Source organism: Hamadaea tsunoensis DSM 44101 (genome assembly GCF_000428945.1).
Lineage (GTDB): Bacteria > Actinomycetota > Actinomycetes > Mycobacteriales > Micromonosporaceae > Hamadaea > Hamadaea tsunoensis.
Window position 1 is genome coordinate 117161 of sequence record NZ_AUAX01000017.1, and the last position, 17002, is coordinate 134162.

The window sequence follows — 17002 nt, forward strand, 5'->3', positions numbered from 1 at the left end:
GAGGGCTCAGCTCGGGGGCAGGCTCAGCCCCTTGGCGATCGCGATGATCAGGTGGCTCACGTAGTCGACGCGTACGGTGCCGCTGGTCAGGGATGCCCGGACGCCGCCGATCTGCCGGTCCGGGTCGCTGAGGCAGGGCGCGTCGGCCGGTCGCAGGATCAGCCGGCGGCACAATCGCATCGCCTCGCGCCACGACCGGGCGTACCGGACCGCGCGGTCGGTGTCACCGGTCGCGATCGCCAGCCGGGCCGCGTCGGCGACCGCCTCGGCGACGAACGCCGTGTGGAAGCCCGGCCCGTCCGGCGACAGGTCGGTGAGGAACGCCCCGGTCGCCTCGGACTGCCAGTCGAGGGCCCAGTCGGCGACCTCGAACGCCGCGCCGGCGTACCGCGGGTCGCCGGTCGCGTCCCAGAGCGCCGCGCCCGCCTGCGGCAGCCACCCCGCCTGCCCCCACCGCCGCACCCGGCGGAACCGGGCCAGCTGCGCGTCGAACACCCGGGCACAGCGCCGTGCCGTCGCACCGGGCAGCGGCTGCCGGAAGCGCGCGAGCGCCAGAACCACCGCGCTCGGCAGGTAGTCGTTGTCGCGCTCCAGGCGTACCGGCTGGCCGTCGGGGTGGACCGAGCCGTCGTCGCGGATCAGGCTCTCGACCCGGTCGGCCAGCGCCGCGAGCCGCTCCGGCGCCGCGTCCCGCAGCCCGGCGTCGCTCACCGCCGCGAGCAGCTCGCTGTCACCCATCGGGCCGCCGCGGTGGCCGGCCAACCTGACCGTCACCGGGGCGTCGTCGCTGATTCCCGCCATCGCCGTACGCAGACCGCCGCGCGCCAGCTCCGTCCAGCCGGACCGGTCCGACAGCCGGCCGGCGGTGTCCAACCCGGACAGTCCGTGGATCTCCCGCGCGGTGCTGCCCTCGGTCCATCGCCAGCCGGGCACGGGCGTCTGCGCGTACAGGGGAAGGCCGGTGTCGTCGATCGTGGCCGCCAGGTACCCGCCCAGCAGGAGAAGGTCCTCGCGCAGCTCGGCGTCGCCCGGCTCGCCCGGCGGTTCGGCGAAACCGAACTGGTGGCTCACGGTCCCGCCGGGGCCGCCCAGCCACGTCGCGGTCCGGTACGTCGTCCAGTCGGCCGGCCCGTCACCGGCACCGGCCTTCGCCAGCAGCCGCTCGACGACCTTCGGCTTCGTCCAGTCGTAGTGCGGGCCGACCGACTCCAGCAGGATCGCCTGATGCCCGCCCTGCGCGACCGCGATGCTGTCGCGACCCAGCCGCATCTTGCGGGCCGCGTACGCGGGCGTCGCCGACCGCAGCCGCTCGGGATCGAACAGCACCGACACGCAGACGCTGAGGTCTGCGGGGTCCGGCCGCCGGTCGGTGAACCGCCGATCGCCCAGCGCGGCGGTCGCGGCGGCCACCACCGCCTCGTCCAGCTCCGCCCGATGACTGACCGCGCACCCGACGACGCCCTGCCGGTAGAGGGTGATCCCGACCCCGCTGACCGGCACCGGAACGAGACCGTCCACGCGTACGCCGGATGTCGGCACCGGATGACCGGCCAGCAGCGCGCGAACGACCTCGACGGCCCGGGCGGTCAGCGCCTCGCCGACGGCGGGGGAGCGGGTCCAGGCGTGCCCGGGACCGTCGGGGACGCCGTACGGCAGCCAGTCGCCGCCCGGCTCGGGATACTTGCGCACGTCATGCCGATAGAGGTCGTACGGTTCGTGCTCGGCCAGCCGGGCGTTGCGCAACGCCAGGTCGAGCTGCTCCCGGTCGCTGGTGAAGACCTGGGTGTTGGGCAGCGCGCCGCCGAGCTTGACCGGCCAGGCCCGGCTCTGCACGAGCAGCCCGTAGCGGGCGAAGTCGACGCCGCCGGGCGTGATGCGCTCCAGCGGGCCGAAGAAGGTGACCGCCAGCTTCAACCGGTCGAGGTCGGCCCGGGTGAGCCCGCCGTTGCGCACCGTCTTCGCGGTCGCCAGCACGACGTCGCGGGCCGGGTCGGCGTCGGCCGGCTCGAAATGCCAGAACCCGTCCCGCGCCGGACGAGTGTCCGTCGCCCGATCCCGGAACGACACCCACGTCCCGCCCCCGGCCTCGTACGCTTTGTCCAAAGTGGCCGGTGGCGTCAGCAGCTCGCCGGAGTCCAGCAGGCGCTCGGCCACCACGCGGGCGAGCACGGCGGGCGCGAGCCCCTCCGGTGCCGCGGCGCCGGCCGCCGGGAAGTCGCCGACCCGCCGGAACCCGGGCACGTAGATCGGCTGCGCCATGCCGAGATCGGCCCACACGTCGAAGAGCGTCTCGACGCGGTAGCCGAGCGCCTCGGCGCGCTCGCGGCCGCCCCGATGCGGAAAATGCACCAGGCAGATCGTGCCCTCCACGGTGAAGCCCTGCTGCTCCAGGACCCGGGCGCCGCTCAGGAACGACCGGCCGGAGCTGAGCGAGTCGTCGATGAGGACCACCGGCCGGGACGGATCCGCGACCCCCTCGATCTGCCGCCCGCCCGGTCCGCCCTTGGGCTCCGGGCGTACGCAGATGCCGGTATACCGGCCGCCGCCGAGCAGTACGCACGCCGTGACCAGCGGAATGCCGGTCGTGCCGAAAGTGGCCAACTGCGTACTGTCGAATCCGGACAGTGCGGCCAGCAGGTTCTCCCCGGCCAGCCGGGCGCCGTCGGCGGTGAGCGAGACGCCCCACGAATAGAACATCCACGGCGCGGTCTCGCCGCGGCGGTCCACGACCGGCTGTCCCGGACCCGCCCACAGGATGCCGTCCTGGCGCAGCAGCTCCCGCAACCGCGAGCGGACGTCCGGCGGCGCGACGACCGGTCGTACGAACCCGACCGTCACTGAGCGATCTCCGGTCGCTCCGGGAACTCCGGAAGTTCAGGCCGTTCGGGAAGCTCCGGCCGCTCGGGAAGTTCGGGCCGCTCCGGAAGCTCCGGCCGCTCGGGGCGTTCCGGGAACTCCGGCCGTTCCGGTAGCTCGGGCCGCTCGGGGAACTCGGGTCGTTCCGGTAGCTCGGGTCGTTCCGGAAGCTCGGGCCGCTCGGGGAACTCGGGACGTTCAGGCCGCTCGGGGAACTCCGGGAACTCCGGGCGTTCGGGCCGCTCGGGGAATTCCGGCCGTTCGGGCCGTTCCGGGAACTCCGGCTGCTCGGGTCGCTCGGGGAATTCCGGACGCTCAGGCCGCTCCGGGAACTCCGGACGCTCTGGGAACTCGGGACGCTCTGGAAACTCGGGGAGCTCCGGGCGTTCGGGCCGCTCGGGGAACTCCGGGAACTCCGGCCGTTCCGGGCGTTCGGGCCGCTCGGGGAACTCGGGGAACTCCGGGCGTTCCGGTCGTTCGGGGAGCTCGGGAAGCTCGGGTCGCTCGGGGGACTCCGGGCGTTCCGGCTGCTCGGGAAGTTCGGGTTGTTCGGGCTGCTCCGGTTGCTCGGGGAGCTCCGGAAGTTCGGGCTGTTCCGCCAATTCCGGCTGTTCGGGAAACTCCGGGAGCTCCGGGCGTTCGGGCTCCTCGGCGAGTCTTCCCTGGACCTCGTTCATCATGGTGCACCTCCACCATCGGTCCCCGGATCAGGGTAAGTGCGGAGAGGCGCTCCGAAACAGACTATTGACCAGGTCAAGTACGTGTACTACCTGCCGCGTCCCGGGACGGCGGTACCGGTTCGGGCCGGGCCGACTCAGACCAGGCCGTGCTCGTACGCGAACACGACGATCTGCACCCGGTCGCGCAGTGCCAGCTTGCGCAGGATGGCGCCCACGTGGGTCTTGACCGTGGACTCGCTGGCGAACACGCTGCCGGCGATCTCCGCGTTCGACAGGCCGCGGGCCACGGCGGTGAAGACCTCGCGCTCCTTGTCCGTCAGGCCCAGGAACGCCGGCGGAGGTGCCGCCTCGGCCTCGAACTGCCGGTCCAGCAGGGTCGCGAGGTCCTGGGGCGCGAGAACCGCGTTGCCGCCGTGCACGGTACGGATCGCGTCGCGCAGCATCAGCGGCGTGGTGTCCTTGAGCAGGAAGCCGCTGGCGCCGTGCCGGATCGCGGTCGCCGCCCGGTCGTCGAGGTTGAACGTGGTCAGCACGATGACGCGGACGGGCTTGGCGCGCCGGGCGATCCGTTCGGGGGCGAAGATCTGCCGGGACGCCTCGACGCCGTCCATCTCCGGCATCCGGATGTCCATCAGGACGACGTCCGGCCGCAGCTCCTCGACCAGGCGTACCGCCTCGATGCCGTTGCCGGCCGCGCCGATCACCCGCATGCCGTCCTGCGCGTCGATGATGACGCGTACGCCTTCGCGGAAGAGCTCCTGATCGTCGACGAGCAGGACGCTGATCTCGTCGCCCATCACGAACCGCCCAGCAACGGCAGGTACGCCGTCACCGTGAAGGTGGTGCCGGCTGCCTGCTCCCGGCTGCGTACGTCGAGGTGGCCGTTGATCGTTTCGAGGCGGCGGCGCATGCCCTCCAGACCGCGTCCCGCGCCGGAACCGGAGCCGTCGGCCGCCCGGGTGTTGGTGACCTCGATCCGCAGCGTGTCGGCGAAGCCGCCGCCCGCGGGACCGGACGGCCAGTGCCGCTCGGCGGTGATGGGCTGGTCGCGCCGGCCGTGCTTGATCGCGTTGGTGAGCATCTCCTGCAGCACCCGGTACGCCACGGTCGCGGTCTCGCGGGGCAGCGCCCGGGGCGTGCCGAGCTCGGTCGCGATGATCTGGTGCCCGCTGCCGCGTACGCCCTCGATGAGGCCGTCCAGCTGGCCGGCGTCGCCGGTCTCCGGGGCCGTGTCCTGGGTCGTGGAGAGCACCTGGCGTACGTCCTGCAGGGACGAGCGGGCCGAGATGGCGATCGTGCGCAGGGTCTTCTTCAGCCTCTCGTTCTCGTCCAGGTACTGGCCGGACTCGGCCTGCGCCAGGATGACCGCGAGCGAGTGGCCGACGACGTCGTGGACGTCGCGGGCCAGGCGGGTCTGCTGATCGCGCAGCTGCGCGATCTCCCGGGCGTGCTCGGTCGCGCGGCGGGCGCCGGCGGCGTCCTCCTCGGCGGCCAGCATCGCCGCCCGCGAGTCGGTGGCCCGTTCGAGGAAGCGCATCACGAGCCCGGCCGGCCAGGGAGCGGCGACGGCCAGCAACCCGACCAGCGACAGGACGAGCTGCACGGTCGGATGCAGGCTGAGGATCCCGCCGAGCTTCGATCCGCCCAGCAGGAGCTGCAGGGTGAGGACGCGCCCCTCGTGCATGAAGAACGCGACGACCACCGCCAGCGGCACGGAGACCGCGCTCATCACGACGGTCGGCGGCCGGCCCCACCGCGCGCCGCCGAAGAACACCGCGGTCAGCGCGAACTCGGCGACCATGATCGGCGCGTCGAGCGTCACGTGGTAGAGGCCCAGCCCCCACACCAGCGCGAGGGCGACGCCGGGCGCCCGCCGGCAGAGGCCGACCGCGAGCGCGACCACCAGGGCCTGCGCGACGCCCTCGAACGCCAGGCGGTTGGCGAACATCAGGCCGTCCGGGGCGGCGAACACCGTGGCGGTGAGGAACGTCTCGGTGAGGCCGACGGCGAGCACCAGGAAGGCCGCGACCGCCTCCGGCAGCCAGGGGCGCCAGCCCGTCTCGCTCATCCGATCATCCTGTTTCGAGGGGAAATGCCGAGGCAAGGGAATCATCTTCGCGGCCCGCCCGGCAATACGGGTGACGATCGCCACGCGGGATCAGGGCCGCAGCGCATCGCGTACGAGGAGGTCGAGCAGGGCTCCGAAGGGCGTTCCGGCCGCGGCGAACATCCTGGGCACCTGCGAGTGCGCGGTGAAGCCGGGCGTCGTGTTCACCTCGTTGAGGACCGGGCCGTCGCCGGTCACGAAGAAGTCGACCCGGGCGACCCCGGCACAGCCCAGGGCGTCGTACATGCCCACCGCCGCCTGTTCGAGCTCCTTGCGGGCCACCTCGTCCAGCGGGGCGGGGACGACGAACTCCGGCGCGCCGTACTTGGCCGCGTGATCGAAGATCTCCCCTTCGCGTACGCGGATCTCCAGGGCCGGCGCCACGATCCGGGATCCGTCGGGGCGGCCCAGGACGGCCACGTCGATCTCGCGGCCGATCACGAGATCCTCGACCAGCACCCGGTCGTCGTGGGCGAACGCGGACTCCAGGGCCGGGCCGAGCGCGGCGGCCTCGCGTACCAGGGTCACTCCGTGGCTGGAGCCGGCGGCGACCGGTTTGACGACGACCGGGTGCGTGTACGCGTACACGTGCATGGTGGCGCGGGTGAGCAGCCGCGCGGGTGCGGTGGCGATGGCGAGCGCGCCGGCGACGAGCTTGGTGGCCCATTTGTCCATCGCCAGCGCGCCGGCGCCCAGCGGCGAGCCGACCCACGGCACCTCGGCGAGGTCGCAGAGGGCGGCCAGGGTGCCGTCCTCGCCGTGCGGGCCGTGCAGGACCGGGAAGGCCACCGCGCAGGAACGCAGGACGTGGACCGCCCCGGCCAGGCCGATCGGGCGGTCCTCCGCGTCACGCCACATGCCGGCGGGATCGATGGTGAGCGGGACGGCGTGATAGCCCGCCTCCCTGAGGCCCTGGCCCACGGCGGCCGCCGAGGCGAGCGAGACGTCGTGCTCGCAGTTGCGGCCGCCGCCGATCACGGCGACGCGGGTGCTGTTCATGAGGAACTCCTTCGGTGCAGCCGGGCGCTGAGGCCCGTGACGATCTCGTGTTCGAGGGTTTCGGCCCAGCCGGCCCAGTCCGCCGTGGTGGGCTCGCCGCACGAGCCCGGGCCGAAAACGGTGACGTGGTCGCCGACGGCCGCGGCCGTGTCCGGTCCCAGATCGACGACGGTCATGTCCATCGAGATCCGGCCGGCGACCGGGCGGCGGACACCGCCGACCCACACTTCGGCCCGGCCTGAGGCCAGCCGGGGCAGCCCGTCGGCGTACCCGACCGGGATCAGACCCAGCCGGGTCGCCCGGCGGGCCGTCCAGGTGTGCCCGTAGCCGACCGGCGTACCGGCCGGGACGCGGCGGACGGTCACCAGTGGAGCGGTCAGCGTCAGCGCGGGCCGCAGCCGCACGGTCCCCGACTCGTCGATGCCCACCAGGCCCGCGCCGATCCGGCTCATGGTGTGGTGCGACAGCGGATCGCTCAGCGTGGCGGCCGTCGCGGCGAGATGGCGGTCGACCGGGCGCAGCCCCGCGGCTTCGGCCACCCGCAGCCCCCAGGCGAACCGGTCGCGGCCCCGCGCGTTGGCCGGATGGCCAGGCCGGTCGGCGCACGGCAGGTGCCCCATGACGCCGACCACGCGGACGAGGCCCAGCTGCTCGGCCACCCGGGCGTCCCGGCAGAGCTGGTCCCATTCGGCGGGCTCGGCGCCGTCGCGGCCCATGCCGGTGTCCAGTTGCAGGTGGATCCGGGCACCCGGCGCGGTCCGGGCGACGGCGTGCAGATGTTCGAGCCCCGGAACCCCCAGCTCCAGGCCGAGCCCCACCGCCGCGGCGAAGTCGGCGTCGAGCGCGTTGAGCCAGCTGAGAACGGGCACGGTCAGGCCGCCGGCCCGCAGCGGCCGGGCCTCGTCGATGCTCGTCACCCCCAGCCGGGTCGCGCCGCCGGCCAGGGCGGCCCGCGCGACGTCGAGCTGGCCGTGGCCGAAACCGTCGGCCTTGACCACCGCCATCACCTCGCCCCGCGTGCGGGCCCGGATGGTACGCACGTTGGCGGTGACCGCGTCCAGGTCGACCTGCAGGGTCGCCTGAGGCCGCAGCGCCAGCAGGTTCACGGGACCACCGGACCGTAATGGGCGGCGCCGGCCCCGGTGGCCAGCGCCCAGTACCGGTCGCCGAACGAGTAGTGCCACCACTCGGTGGGATAGTTGACCAGCCCTTCGCCCTCCAGCACCCGCGCGAGCAGATCCCGGTTGGCCCGTGCCTCGCGGCTGATCCCGTCGGCGGCGAAGTAGCAGCGGCCGCCGGACTGCTCCGGCGTGGCGTCGATCGGAGTGCCCAGATCGAGTTCCCGGCCGGACTCCTCGACCAGGGTCACGTCGACGGCGGCCCCCGCCACGTGCGGCGCCACCGCCAGCGGAGCGACGAACCGGCTGGTGAGCACGTGCAGCTCCGCCTCGCCGACGCCGGGCCGGTCGGCACGGATCTCGGTCGCGTACCGCTCGATGATCTCCTGCTGCCGGTACGCCGTCCGGAAGCCCTCCACCACCCGCAGGCCGACTCCCGCCGGCAGGGCGGCCTGAGCTGCCTCCAACCGACGGGCCAGCTCCGCGCGTACCAGGATCTGACCGGGTCCGATGGCGGGATCGAGGACGACCAGGGGTTCATCGACGGCACGGACGGGGACGGCGGAAACCCTCGGGTCCGACAGCAGGATGGGCATCGCACCACGGTCGCCGCCACGGCCGCCCGGTACCTCCGTCTGAGGTGCCGATCATCGGTCCTCAAGGCTGAGCCGCCGGAACCACGGGAGGAGGCCGCCGGACCCCGCCCCGCACATCATCGAACCATGATCCCGCTGAGCCTCGCCGACATCGCCGCCGTCACCGGAGGCACCGTGAGCGGTGATCCGGCGCTCGTGGTGACCGGCCCCGCGTACCTCGACAGCCGGCTCGCGCAGCCCGGCGGCCTGTTCGTCGCCGTCGCCGGCGACCGGGTCGACGGGCATTCCTTCGCCGCGCACGCGTACGCCGTCCTCGGCTCCCGGCCCACCGGCCGCCCCACCGTCGTCGTCCCCGACCCGGTGGCCGCCCTCGGCCGGCTGGCCCGCCACGTCGTCCGGGCGGTCGCCCCGACCGTGCTGGCGGTGACCGGATCGCACGGCAAGACCACCACCAAGGACTACCTCGCGGCCCTGCTGCCCGGCGCGGTCGCCACCGAAGGCAACCGCAACAACGAACTCGGCGTACCGCTGACCGCATTGCGGCTGCGGCCCGACAGCGACCTCCTCGTCCTGGAGATGGGCGCGCGCGGCGTCGGGCACCTGTCCTACCTGTGCGACATCGCGCCACCCCGCGTCGCCGTCGTCCTCGGCGTCGGCTCGGCCCACGTCGGCGCCTTCGGGTCGCTCGACCTGACCGCCACGGCCAAGGGCGAACTGCCCGCCGCGCTGCCCGGCGACGGCGTCGCGGTCCTCAACGCCGACGATCCCCGGGTCGCGGCCATGCCGACCCCCGCCCGCGTCCTCACCTTCGGGGAGCGGGGCGACGTCACCTGGCGCGGCCTGCACCTGGACCGGCTCGCCCGGCCCACGTTCTCCCTGGGACACGCCGGCATCTGGCATCGCGTACGCCTGCACCAGTCGGGCGCGTACCAGGTGGCCAACGCGTGCGCGGCCGCCGCCGCGGCACTCGCGGTCGGCGTACCGCTGGACACGATCGCGCAACGGCTGTCCACTGTGGAAGAGGTGTCGCCGTTGCGGATGGCGGTGTCGCACCACGCGGACGGCCTCATCGTCCTCGACGACACCTACAACGCCAACCCCGAGGCGATGCGCGCGGCACTCAGGACGCTCGTGTCGATCGGCAGCGGACGCGCGGGCCGCACGATCGCGGTCCTCGGCCCGATGCGAGAACTCGGCGAAGCCAGCGCCTCGGCCCACGCCGGCATCGGCTCGCACGCCCGGGCGCTCGGCGTCGATGTCGTGCTGTCGGTGGGCGCGACGGCGTACGCGAGCGGGATCGGCTTCAGCGACATCCCGTCGGCGGTGCACTGGCTGCGGGAGCACCTCGGCCCGGAGGACACGGTGCTGGTCAAGGGATCGCGTGCGGCAGGACTCGACGCGCTCAGCCGGGATTTGAGGCTCCATCTGAGCAGTCCGACGCCCGCGACAGACAAGTCAGCCTGATACAGTTATTGCAGATGATGCAGTTGGATCAGTTAGGGGCTCGATGTGAGCGATCTGCTAGTACGCGACGCCGAGGCGCTTCATCGAGCCTTGGCCAGGTCTGGTCCCGAAGTGCGAGTGGCCTTGTCGCGAGAGACCGCCGAACTGATGTCAGAGCTGATCGATGCCCGAGCACGCGGCGAGGAGATCGTCGTGACTCCGCGCAGCACCGAAGTCACGCCGACCGAGGCAGCGGTCTTGCTGGGTATGTCGCGCCCCCAGGTACGCAAGTTGATGGATCAGGGGCTGCTGCAATTCCGCAAGGTCGGCACCCACCATCGGATCCGCGTCTCCTCGATCCGGGCGTTCCTCGCGTCCGAGCGTCCGCGCCGCCATGAGGCGCTGGCTGACCTTGCCGCGCTGCAGAATGAACTCGGCCTTACCGAATGACACACCCTGGCGATGAGGCGGATCTCATCCGTGTCGTCCTGGCTGACGCGAACGTCTTGTACTCACGTGTGTTGCGTGACTACCTGCTCTACGCGGCCGACCAAGAGATCATCGCGGTCACGTGGAGCGCTGAAATTCTTGCCGAAGCCACCGAACACCTCCAAGAGAACATTCCTGGTTTCGACGAGGCGGCGGCCGGCCGGCTTGTACGCGCGATGAATCGTGCCTTTCCATTCGCCGAGGTCGAACCCGGTGAAGAGCATCTGCGAATGCTGGTGGGCATTGCCCTTCCCGACGAAGACGACCGGCATGTCCTGGCCGCGGCCTTGGCGGCCGAAGCGACCGTGCTGTGCACGTCGAACATCAGGGACTTTCCGACCGGCGTTGTCGCCCCCTTCGGCATCGAGGTCGTCACGCCCGACCAGTTGTTCAGCCGGCTTCTCGCCGAGTTCGAACCGCAGATGCTCCTCGCACACCAGACGGCCGTGGCGTCGCTGAAAGGGGCCACCGACCAGTCGACGATCGAGGCGCTCCGCCGATCCGGCGCACCGGAGACGGCGAACCTGGTGACCCGCTTGCTCCTGTCCGACGAGTCGTAGCGCCGAGCGTCAGGAGTCTTCTCTCGGCTCCTCGTCGTCGCCGAAGAGCTCGAAGAACTCCGCCATGGTGATCTCCGAGCAGGCGCCGGTCGCCTCGTCCACCCGGATCGGCGATGTGCCGAGCAGGCTCGTGCGCGGGTCGCCGGTCCGGGCGAAGTCCGCCGAGTTGTAGCCGACCACGACGGCGCCGTCGACGCGCCGGATCCATTCGGGTTTCGTGGCGAGCGCGATGCCGGGGTCGACGAGACCCTCGCGGGCCACGTAGGCGAGCGCGGCGTCGATCGCCTCCTGATCGGTGGGCATCAGTTCGTCCTCAGCAATCGGTAGTAGCGCCATTTCGTCGTGTCGCTGGCGATACCGCTCTGGCCGTCCAGGAAGACGATCTTACCTTTGTCGTTGATGACGTTCCAGACGTGTGCCTTCGAGCCCAGCTGCCCGTAGACGATCCCGCGCGCGCCAGGCCCCGCCTTGGCCATCTGCTCCACGACCGCGCTCAGGCCTGACATCGGCACGAACTCGCGGCCGTAGTACTCCTCGATCGGCGTGTAGGGGCCGCCGACGATGTGGGGAAGCGCGCTCGCCGGGTTCCCGGCGAGGGTGGCGTCGACCGCGAGCGCGCAGGCCCGGCAGTTCAGCTTGCCGCGGCCGGGATTGATCAGGTTGTGCAGCGCCGGCGTACGCGGAATGTAATAGGTGCCGCCGCGCAGCGTGGTCGACGCGGGACCCCACCACTGCCGGCCGGAGACACCCGCCGGATCGACGACGACGCCCGGGTCGAGCGCGGTCCCCTTCGGTACGCCCGCCAGGTTGTTGAGCAGTTGCGGCAGCGCGGTCGCCAGCAGCGCGTGCCCGGCGACCGCGGCACCGGCGAGCGCGGTCACGAGGGCGATCCCGAGCGCGGGCAGCGAGCCGTAGCAGCCGGCCAGCCCGTCGGCGACCCCACCGCAGTCGATCGGGACCCCGTCGGCCAGGAAGCTCAGCAGCATGGTCCCCCGTCCTCGGTGTCGACAGTGGTCAGACACACATGTGCATCATTCGCTGCAATATTGGGCTAGGGTAGCGCATCGGGATGACCGGAAGGGGTGTCATGACGGTCCGATCCGATCCGCCGCGTACGCCGATCATCGTGCTGACCGCCCTCGGCGCCGTCGCCGCCCTGATTCTCGCCGCCGCGGCCGTGGCCCTGGCGGTGACCTGGCCGCCCGCGCACCGGGGGAGCGACCCGATCAGCCTGCGCTACTACGCCTACGACCTGGCGACCAACTCGATCGGCTCGACGCCGCGGTCGACGTTCTCCACCGGGGAGATCCCGGCGGCGGCGGTCGACCCCCTGGCGAGCGACCGGTCCGGGGCTCTGCGCGCCACCTGGTACGACGCCTTCGGCTACCGCACCGCCCAGGCCGGGCGTACCGGGCTGGCCGACCTGGCGGCCCATCCGGTGCCGGTGAGCACCACCTCGGCCGTGCCGCCGGGCGACTACCAGTTCGTGCTGGAGGAGCTGGACGCCGGCCGGGTCGTCGCCGTGCTGGCCTGGGGGCACGTGGAGATCAGGCTATGACGGACCCCGTCCCGGCGCCGCCGGCGTACCGGCCGGTGCCGCCGCAGTTCCGGCCGCCGGCAACGTTCGCGCGGATCACGCCGCCGGAGGACCCCGCCGCGTACCGGTTGGGGCGGCTGTTGTCGGCGTTCGCGATCGGACTCGGTCTCGTCCTGCTCATCCTCGTCGCCGCGGCCGTCGCCATCGCCCGCGACGACGAGGAGACGCTGCGCGTCTTCGGCATTGTCAACCTCGTCATCTGCGGCGTCGTGCTCCTCGCCGCGGTCGTGGCGGCCACCGTCGGCTTCTCCGTCGGCGCGTCCACCTCCTCCGCGCGTACGCGCTGGCGGGCCTGGGCGATCGGCGGCGGCCTGGTGTTCGCCGTGCCCGGCGTCCCCCTGCTGTTCTTCGCCCTGGCCGAGATGGGCGTGGCCTGGCGTGGGGTGGGCCTGACGATTCCGACGACCTTGTTCGCGCTGTGGGCGTTCCGCCGCATGCAGCGCAACCACCGGGCGCCCTGGCGGCTGATCCTGGCCGCGTGGGCCTGGGGCGCGGTGGTCGCGTCGTACTTCGCCCAGATGGTCGAGGGCACGCTGCACGTGATCATCCAGCGCGACCTGCTGCCCGGCACCGCGACGATCATCGCCCACGCCGCCGCGGCGGCCGGGCCCGAGGAACTCGTGAAGGCTGCCGGAGTGGTGGTCCTGGTGCTGCTCTTCCGGCGCCGGATCGACGGCATGCTGGGCGGCATCGTCCTGGGCGCCTGCGTCGGGCTCGGCTTCCAGTTCGCCGAGTCGCTGTCCTACATGACCCACGACTTCGACTCCGTCCTGTACCAGCACTGGTACCGGCAGGTGACCGGGCTGCTGGTCAGCCACGCCACGTACGCCGGGATCATCGGCGCCGGTGTCGGCCTCGCCCTGCAACTGCCGGACTGGGGCCGGCGGATCCTGAGCGTCGGCGGCGCCTTCGCCTTCGCCGTCGCCGCCCACCTGACCTGGGACGCGATGGCGATGGGGCACTTCTATCTCGAATCCGCCAACGCGACCCTGCAGCTGTTCGTCATGCAGCCGCTCAACCTCGTCCTCCTCAAAGGACCGGCGTTCGCCGCGCTGATGTTCCTGGTGCTGCTGGCGCTGCGCTACGAGACCCGCGAGGTCTACCGGCTGCTGCTCGCCGAGGCGGCCAGCGGGTCCGGCGCCATCACGGTCGACGAGCTGCCGGCGCTGATCGACCCGCCCCGCCGGTTCCGGCTGCGGCTGGCGGCCCTGCGGGAGGGCGGCCTCACGACCTACCGCCAGGTGCGGCGCCTGCAGGCGGCTCAGCTCGACCTCGTGTTCGCCCGCTGGCGACGCGAGCGCGGCGAGTTCGAGCCGGTCGGCTCCGAGGATTCGCTGCGCCGGCGGATCAGCGGTCTGCGGGTCGCAGCCCACCCCACGCCGGCCCCGGTCACGCCGGCGCCGCTGCCGCGTCCGGGTTCCTAATCGGACGCGACGGTGGTGAGCTCCGCCAGGGTCTTCGCCACCCGATCGCGGGTCGCGAAACCGAGCTGGTCGTAGAGCTCCAGCGCCGCGCGCAGCCGGTCCCGCGCCGCCTGCGGCCGGTCGAGGGCCAGCAGCGCCCGGCCCGCGCCTTCGTGGCCGCGGGCGCGGCCGTCCGGCGATCCGATCGCGGTGGCGATGGCCACCGCCTCGTCATGGCGCAGCAGCGCTTCCGCCGGTCGCCCCTGGGCCGTCAGAGTCTCGCCGTACGAGTTGAGCGCGTGCTGGTGATTGTGCCGGCTGCCGATCTCCTGGCTGATGACCAGGGCCTGCTCGTGGTGCGCGACGGCCTCCTCGAAGCGGCCCAGGCCGGCCAGGGCCCGGCCGATGCTCTCGGTCACACCGGCTTCGCCGGACCGGTCGCCCACCTGCCGCAGGACCGCCAGGGCCTCCTCCAGCTGGACGAGCGCCTGGGCGTGGTCGCCCAGGTCCAGATGCGACAGTCCGAGACCGAGCAGCGACATCCCGATGATCAGCTGGGCGCCCACCCCGCGGGACCGGGCGAGGGCGAGTTCCATGAGTGACAGGGCGGTCTGCGGCCGGCCGAGTTCCCGGTGCATGACGGCCAGATTGATCAGGCAGCGGGTTTCGCCGAGGACGTCGCCGTCCTCGACGGAGATCGCCCGGCTCCGCTCGATGCTCTCGACGGCCTGCTCCCGCAGCCCGAGGCGGCCCTGGATGAGGCCGAGATTGAGCAGGACCCGACCTTCGCGTGCGCGGTCGCCGACCGTGCGCAGGATGTCCATGGCCGCCTCGAAATGCACCTTCGCCAGGGCGTAGTCGCCGCGTCGCATGGCCACGTTGCCGATCCCGTTGTGGCCCGACGCCCGCGCGTGCGGATCGGTGTCGCCGACGGCTGCCGTGTGCACCGTCATCGCCTGCTCGTGCAGGGACCGCGAGTCGAAGTAGCGGAACAGCACGCCGGACAGGTCGCCGGGCGCGTACGGGGCCATGGCGGTGAGGTTCGCCCGCTCGGCGTCGAGCCACTCCAGCGCCGCGCTGCCGTCGGCGTACCGGGGCAGGTCGAGTCCGGTCGGCCCGATCCGCGGGCGGTGGCGCTGCTCGGCCGGGGCGTACGTGTCCATCGCGTGGGCCGCCGCCTCGCGGTAGAAGTCGCGCAGCCGGTCCAGCCCCGCGGCCCGCTCGTCGTCGGCCGCCAACGGTGCGGCGTACTCGCGCAGCAGGTCGTGGAAGCGGTAGCGGCCGGGCGTACGCTGCAGCAGCAGATGCAGGTCGAGGAGCTCTTCGAGCTGCTGTTCGGCGTCGCCGGGGTCGGTACCCAGCAGGGCCGCGACGGCGTGCGGGGTGAAGTCGGGCCCCGGGTGCGTACCGAGCAGGCGCAGCAGGGTCCGGGCCGGCGCGCTCAGGTCCAGGTAGGACAGATCGAAGGCGGCGCGGACGTCGCGGTCGCCGCTGCGCAGTTCGGCCAGCCGCCGGCGCTCGGTACGCAGCCGGGCCGCGAGGAACCCGACCGTCCACGTCGAACGGTGGGCCAGCCGGGAACCGGCCACCCGGATCGCCAGCGGCAGATGGCCGCACAGCCTCAGCACCTCGTCGACGGCTTCGGGCTCGGCGCGTACGCGGTCACCGGCGATGCGGGCGAACAGCGTACGCGCGTCGGTCTCGTCGAGGACGTCCAGCGAGACGGTCAGGCCGCCGTCGAGCGACAGCCGGCGGCGCGAGGTGACCAGGGTGAGGGAGCCGGCGGTGCCGGGGATCAGCGGGCGGACCTGCTCGGCGGTCGCCGCGTTGTCGAGGACGACGAGGACCCGCTGGTGGGCCATGGTGTCCTGCCAGAGCGAGACGCGTTCGGACACCTCGACCGGGATCTTCGCCGGCGGTACGCCAAGCGCGCCGAGCAGGGCCGACAGCGCCTCGCCGACGTCGAGCGGCGGGTGCCCCTCGACGAAGCCGCGCAGGTCGATGAACAGCTGGCCGTCGGGGAACCGGCCGGCCAGGCGGTGGGCGAGATGGACGGCGAGGGTCGTCTTGCCGATGCCCGCCATGCCGTCGATGGCCGCGATGACCGTCTTCGCGGACCCGGCCTCGATGAGGGCCGTGAGCCGGGCGACCTCGCTGTCGCGGCCGGTGAAATCGCCGACGTCGTGCGGCAGCCGGCGCGGCGGCCGGGGGAGCGGGGCGGCCGCGGCGGGCGCGGGCCGGCCGGGTTCGTCGCGCAGCATCCGCGCGTGCAGTTCCTGCAGCTGCGGGGTGGGATCCAGCCCGTACTCCTCGGCGAGCACGCGACGCGCGTCGGCGTACCGCTGCAGGGCTTCGGAGCGGCGGCCGTCGGCCTGCAGCGCGGTCATGAGCTGAGCCAGGAAGCGTTCGTGCGAGGGATGCTCGTCGTGCAGGGCGGCGAGTTCGGCGATGAGCTCCCGGTGGTGACCGGCGGCCAGTTCGCGGTCGAGGCATTCCCCGAGCGCGGTCAGGCGCTCGGTGGTCAGGGCCTGCCGGATGCGCTGGACGGTCGGGGTCGCGCGCAGGCCGGCCAGGGCCTCGCCGCGCCACAGCGCGAGGGCGGCGCGCAGTGCGGCGGCGTCGGGCTGGGCGAGGGCGGCGACGACGCGGGCGCGGAAGTCGACGACGTCCACAGTGTCCGGTCCGGCCGTCAGCGTGTATCCGGCCCCGGCGAGCTCGATGCCGACCTGGGCCGGCCGCAGCGCGGTACGCAGCCGCGAGACGTAGGTCTGGATGAGACCGTGCGGTCGGTCGGGCAGGTCCTCGCCCCACAGCGCCCGGGCGATGCGGTCGACGGAGACGGCCCGGCGGGCGTCGAGGGCGAGGACGGCGAGAACGGTGCGCTGCATGCTCGGGCCGAGCGGGACCGGCGCTCCGCCGTACCAGACGGTGACCGGCCCCAGCAGCCCGATCCGCACGGCCGTCTCCATTGACACAGTCGTCTTCATTGACATCGTGTGACCCCCCGCATTGATCATGCTCGGGGTCATCGTGTCAGAAGGTACGGCCGGAATACAGAGGTATTCAAGTGGCCCTGCCTAGCCTCGCGATCGGTGGTTCCCGATCATGTCCGGAGGCGTGTTCCCCCCATGGCTACGTTCTCGTCCGATCACCG

At 72.7% G+C, this 17002-nt stretch carries 15 protein-coding genes; 5 read left to right on the forward strand and 10 right to left on the reverse strand.

Annotated elements, in window-relative coordinates:
• Positions 1-6: 6 nt before the first annotated feature.
• The 7 genes from G401_RS56110 to G401_RS0123765 form a co-directional block, all read right to left on the reverse strand.
• Positions 7-2838 carry an AMMECR1 domain-containing protein gene (locus tag G401_RS56110; RefSeq protein WP_027344453.1) on the reverse strand — a complete coding sequence of 944 codons (2832 nt, stop codon included), beginning with the start codon at positions 2836-2838 and terminating at the stop codon, positions 7-9.
• Positions 2835-3536 carry a hypothetical protein gene (locus tag G401_RS57855; RefSeq protein WP_051367051.1) on the reverse strand — a complete coding sequence of 234 codons (702 nt, stop codon included), beginning with the start codon at positions 3534-3536 and terminating at the stop codon, positions 2835-2837. The genes G401_RS56110 and G401_RS57855 overlap by 4 nt, the downstream gene beginning before the upstream one ends.
• A 134-nt stretch (positions 3537-3670) precedes the next feature.
• On the reverse strand, positions 3671-4333 hold the full coding sequence (locus tag G401_RS0123745) for a response regulator (protein WP_027344454.1): 663 nt from the start codon (positions 4331-4333) through the stop codon (positions 3671-3673).
• Positions 4333-5604, reverse strand: a complete 1272-nt coding sequence (locus G401_RS0123750; protein WP_027344455.1) for a sensor histidine kinase — start codon at positions 5602-5604, stop codon at positions 4333-4335. The genes G401_RS0123745 and G401_RS0123750 overlap by 1 nt, the downstream gene beginning before the upstream one ends.
• Positions 5605-5694: 90 nt before the next feature.
• Positions 5695-6642: a D-alanine--D-alanine ligase family protein gene (locus tag G401_RS0123755; RefSeq protein WP_027344456.1), complete on the reverse strand. Its 948-nt coding sequence runs from the start codon at positions 6640-6642 to the stop codon at positions 5695-5697.
• Complete coding sequence (gene alr / locus G401_RS0123760; protein WP_051367052.1) at positions 6639-7748, reverse strand: alanine racemase; 1110 nt, start codon at positions 7746-7748, stop codon at positions 6639-6641. Before alr ends, G401_RS0123755 begins: the two co-directional genes overlap by 4 nt.
• Entirely contained in the window at positions 7745-8356 is a 612-nt protein-coding gene (locus G401_RS0123765; RefSeq protein ID WP_027344458.1) for a M15 family metallopeptidase, read from the reverse strand. Before G401_RS0123765 ends, alr begins: the two co-directional genes overlap by 4 nt.
• Positions 8357-8482: 126 nt before the next feature.
• Between G401_RS0123765 and G401_RS47900 the strand changes: the two genes are divergently transcribed.
• From G401_RS47900 to G401_RS47905, 3 genes are read left to right on the forward strand one after another with little or no spacing between them, the layout of a single operon-like run.
• Positions 8483-9820, forward strand: coding sequence for a UDP-N-acetylmuramoyl-tripeptide--D-alanyl-D-alanine ligase (locus G401_RS47900; protein WP_051367053.1), 1338 nt, complete (start codon positions 8483-8485; stop codon positions 9818-9820).
• A gap of 45 nt (positions 9821-9865) precedes the next feature.
• A complete protein-coding gene (locus tag G401_RS0123775) occupies positions 9866-10249 on the forward strand; it encodes a helix-turn-helix domain-containing protein (RefSeq protein ID WP_027344459.1) in 384 nt (127 codons plus the stop codon).
• A complete protein-coding gene (locus G401_RS47905) occupies positions 10246-10848 on the forward strand; it encodes a PIN domain-containing protein (protein WP_051367055.1) in 603 nt (200 codons plus the stop codon). The genes G401_RS0123775 and G401_RS47905 overlap by 4 nt, the downstream gene beginning before the upstream one ends.
• A gap of 9 nt (positions 10849-10857) precedes the next feature.
• On the opposite strand, the gene G401_RS0123785 is transcribed toward G401_RS47905, so the two are convergent.
• Together G401_RS0123785 and G401_RS0123790 are read right to left on the reverse strand one after the other, a co-directional pair.
• The gene (locus G401_RS0123785; RefSeq protein WP_027344460.1) at positions 10858-11151 is read right to left on the reverse strand and encodes a hypothetical protein; all 294 of its coding nucleotides are present in this window, start codon (positions 11149-11151) and stop codon (positions 10858-10860) included.
• Entirely contained in the window at positions 11151-11834 is a 684-nt protein-coding gene (locus G401_RS0123790; protein ID WP_027344461.1) for a toxin glutamine deamidase domain-containing protein, read from the reverse strand. The genes G401_RS0123785 and G401_RS0123790 overlap by 1 nt, the downstream gene beginning before the upstream one ends.
• A 101-nt stretch (positions 11835-11935) precedes the next feature.
• Between G401_RS0123790 and G401_RS56840 the strand changes: the two genes are divergently transcribed.
• Complete coding sequence (locus tag G401_RS56840; RefSeq protein ID WP_027344462.1) at positions 11936-12406, forward strand: hypothetical protein; 471 nt, start codon at positions 11936-11938, stop codon at positions 12404-12406.
• A complete protein-coding gene (locus tag G401_RS0123800; protein ID WP_027344463.1) occupies positions 12403-13869 on the forward strand; it encodes a PrsW family glutamic-type intramembrane protease in 1467 nt (488 codons plus the stop codon). The genes G401_RS56840 and G401_RS0123800 overlap by 4 nt, the downstream gene beginning before the upstream one ends.
• Here G401_RS0123800 and G401_RS47910 read toward each other — a convergent pair.
• The gene (locus G401_RS47910) at positions 13866-16817 is read right to left on the reverse strand and encodes an AfsR/SARP family transcriptional regulator (protein ID WP_051367056.1); all 2952 of its coding nucleotides are present in this window, start codon (positions 16815-16817) and stop codon (positions 13866-13868) included. The two genes, G401_RS0123800 and G401_RS47910, sit on opposite strands and share 4 nt — an antisense overlap.
• Between the last annotated feature and the right edge of the window lie 185 nt (positions 16818-17002).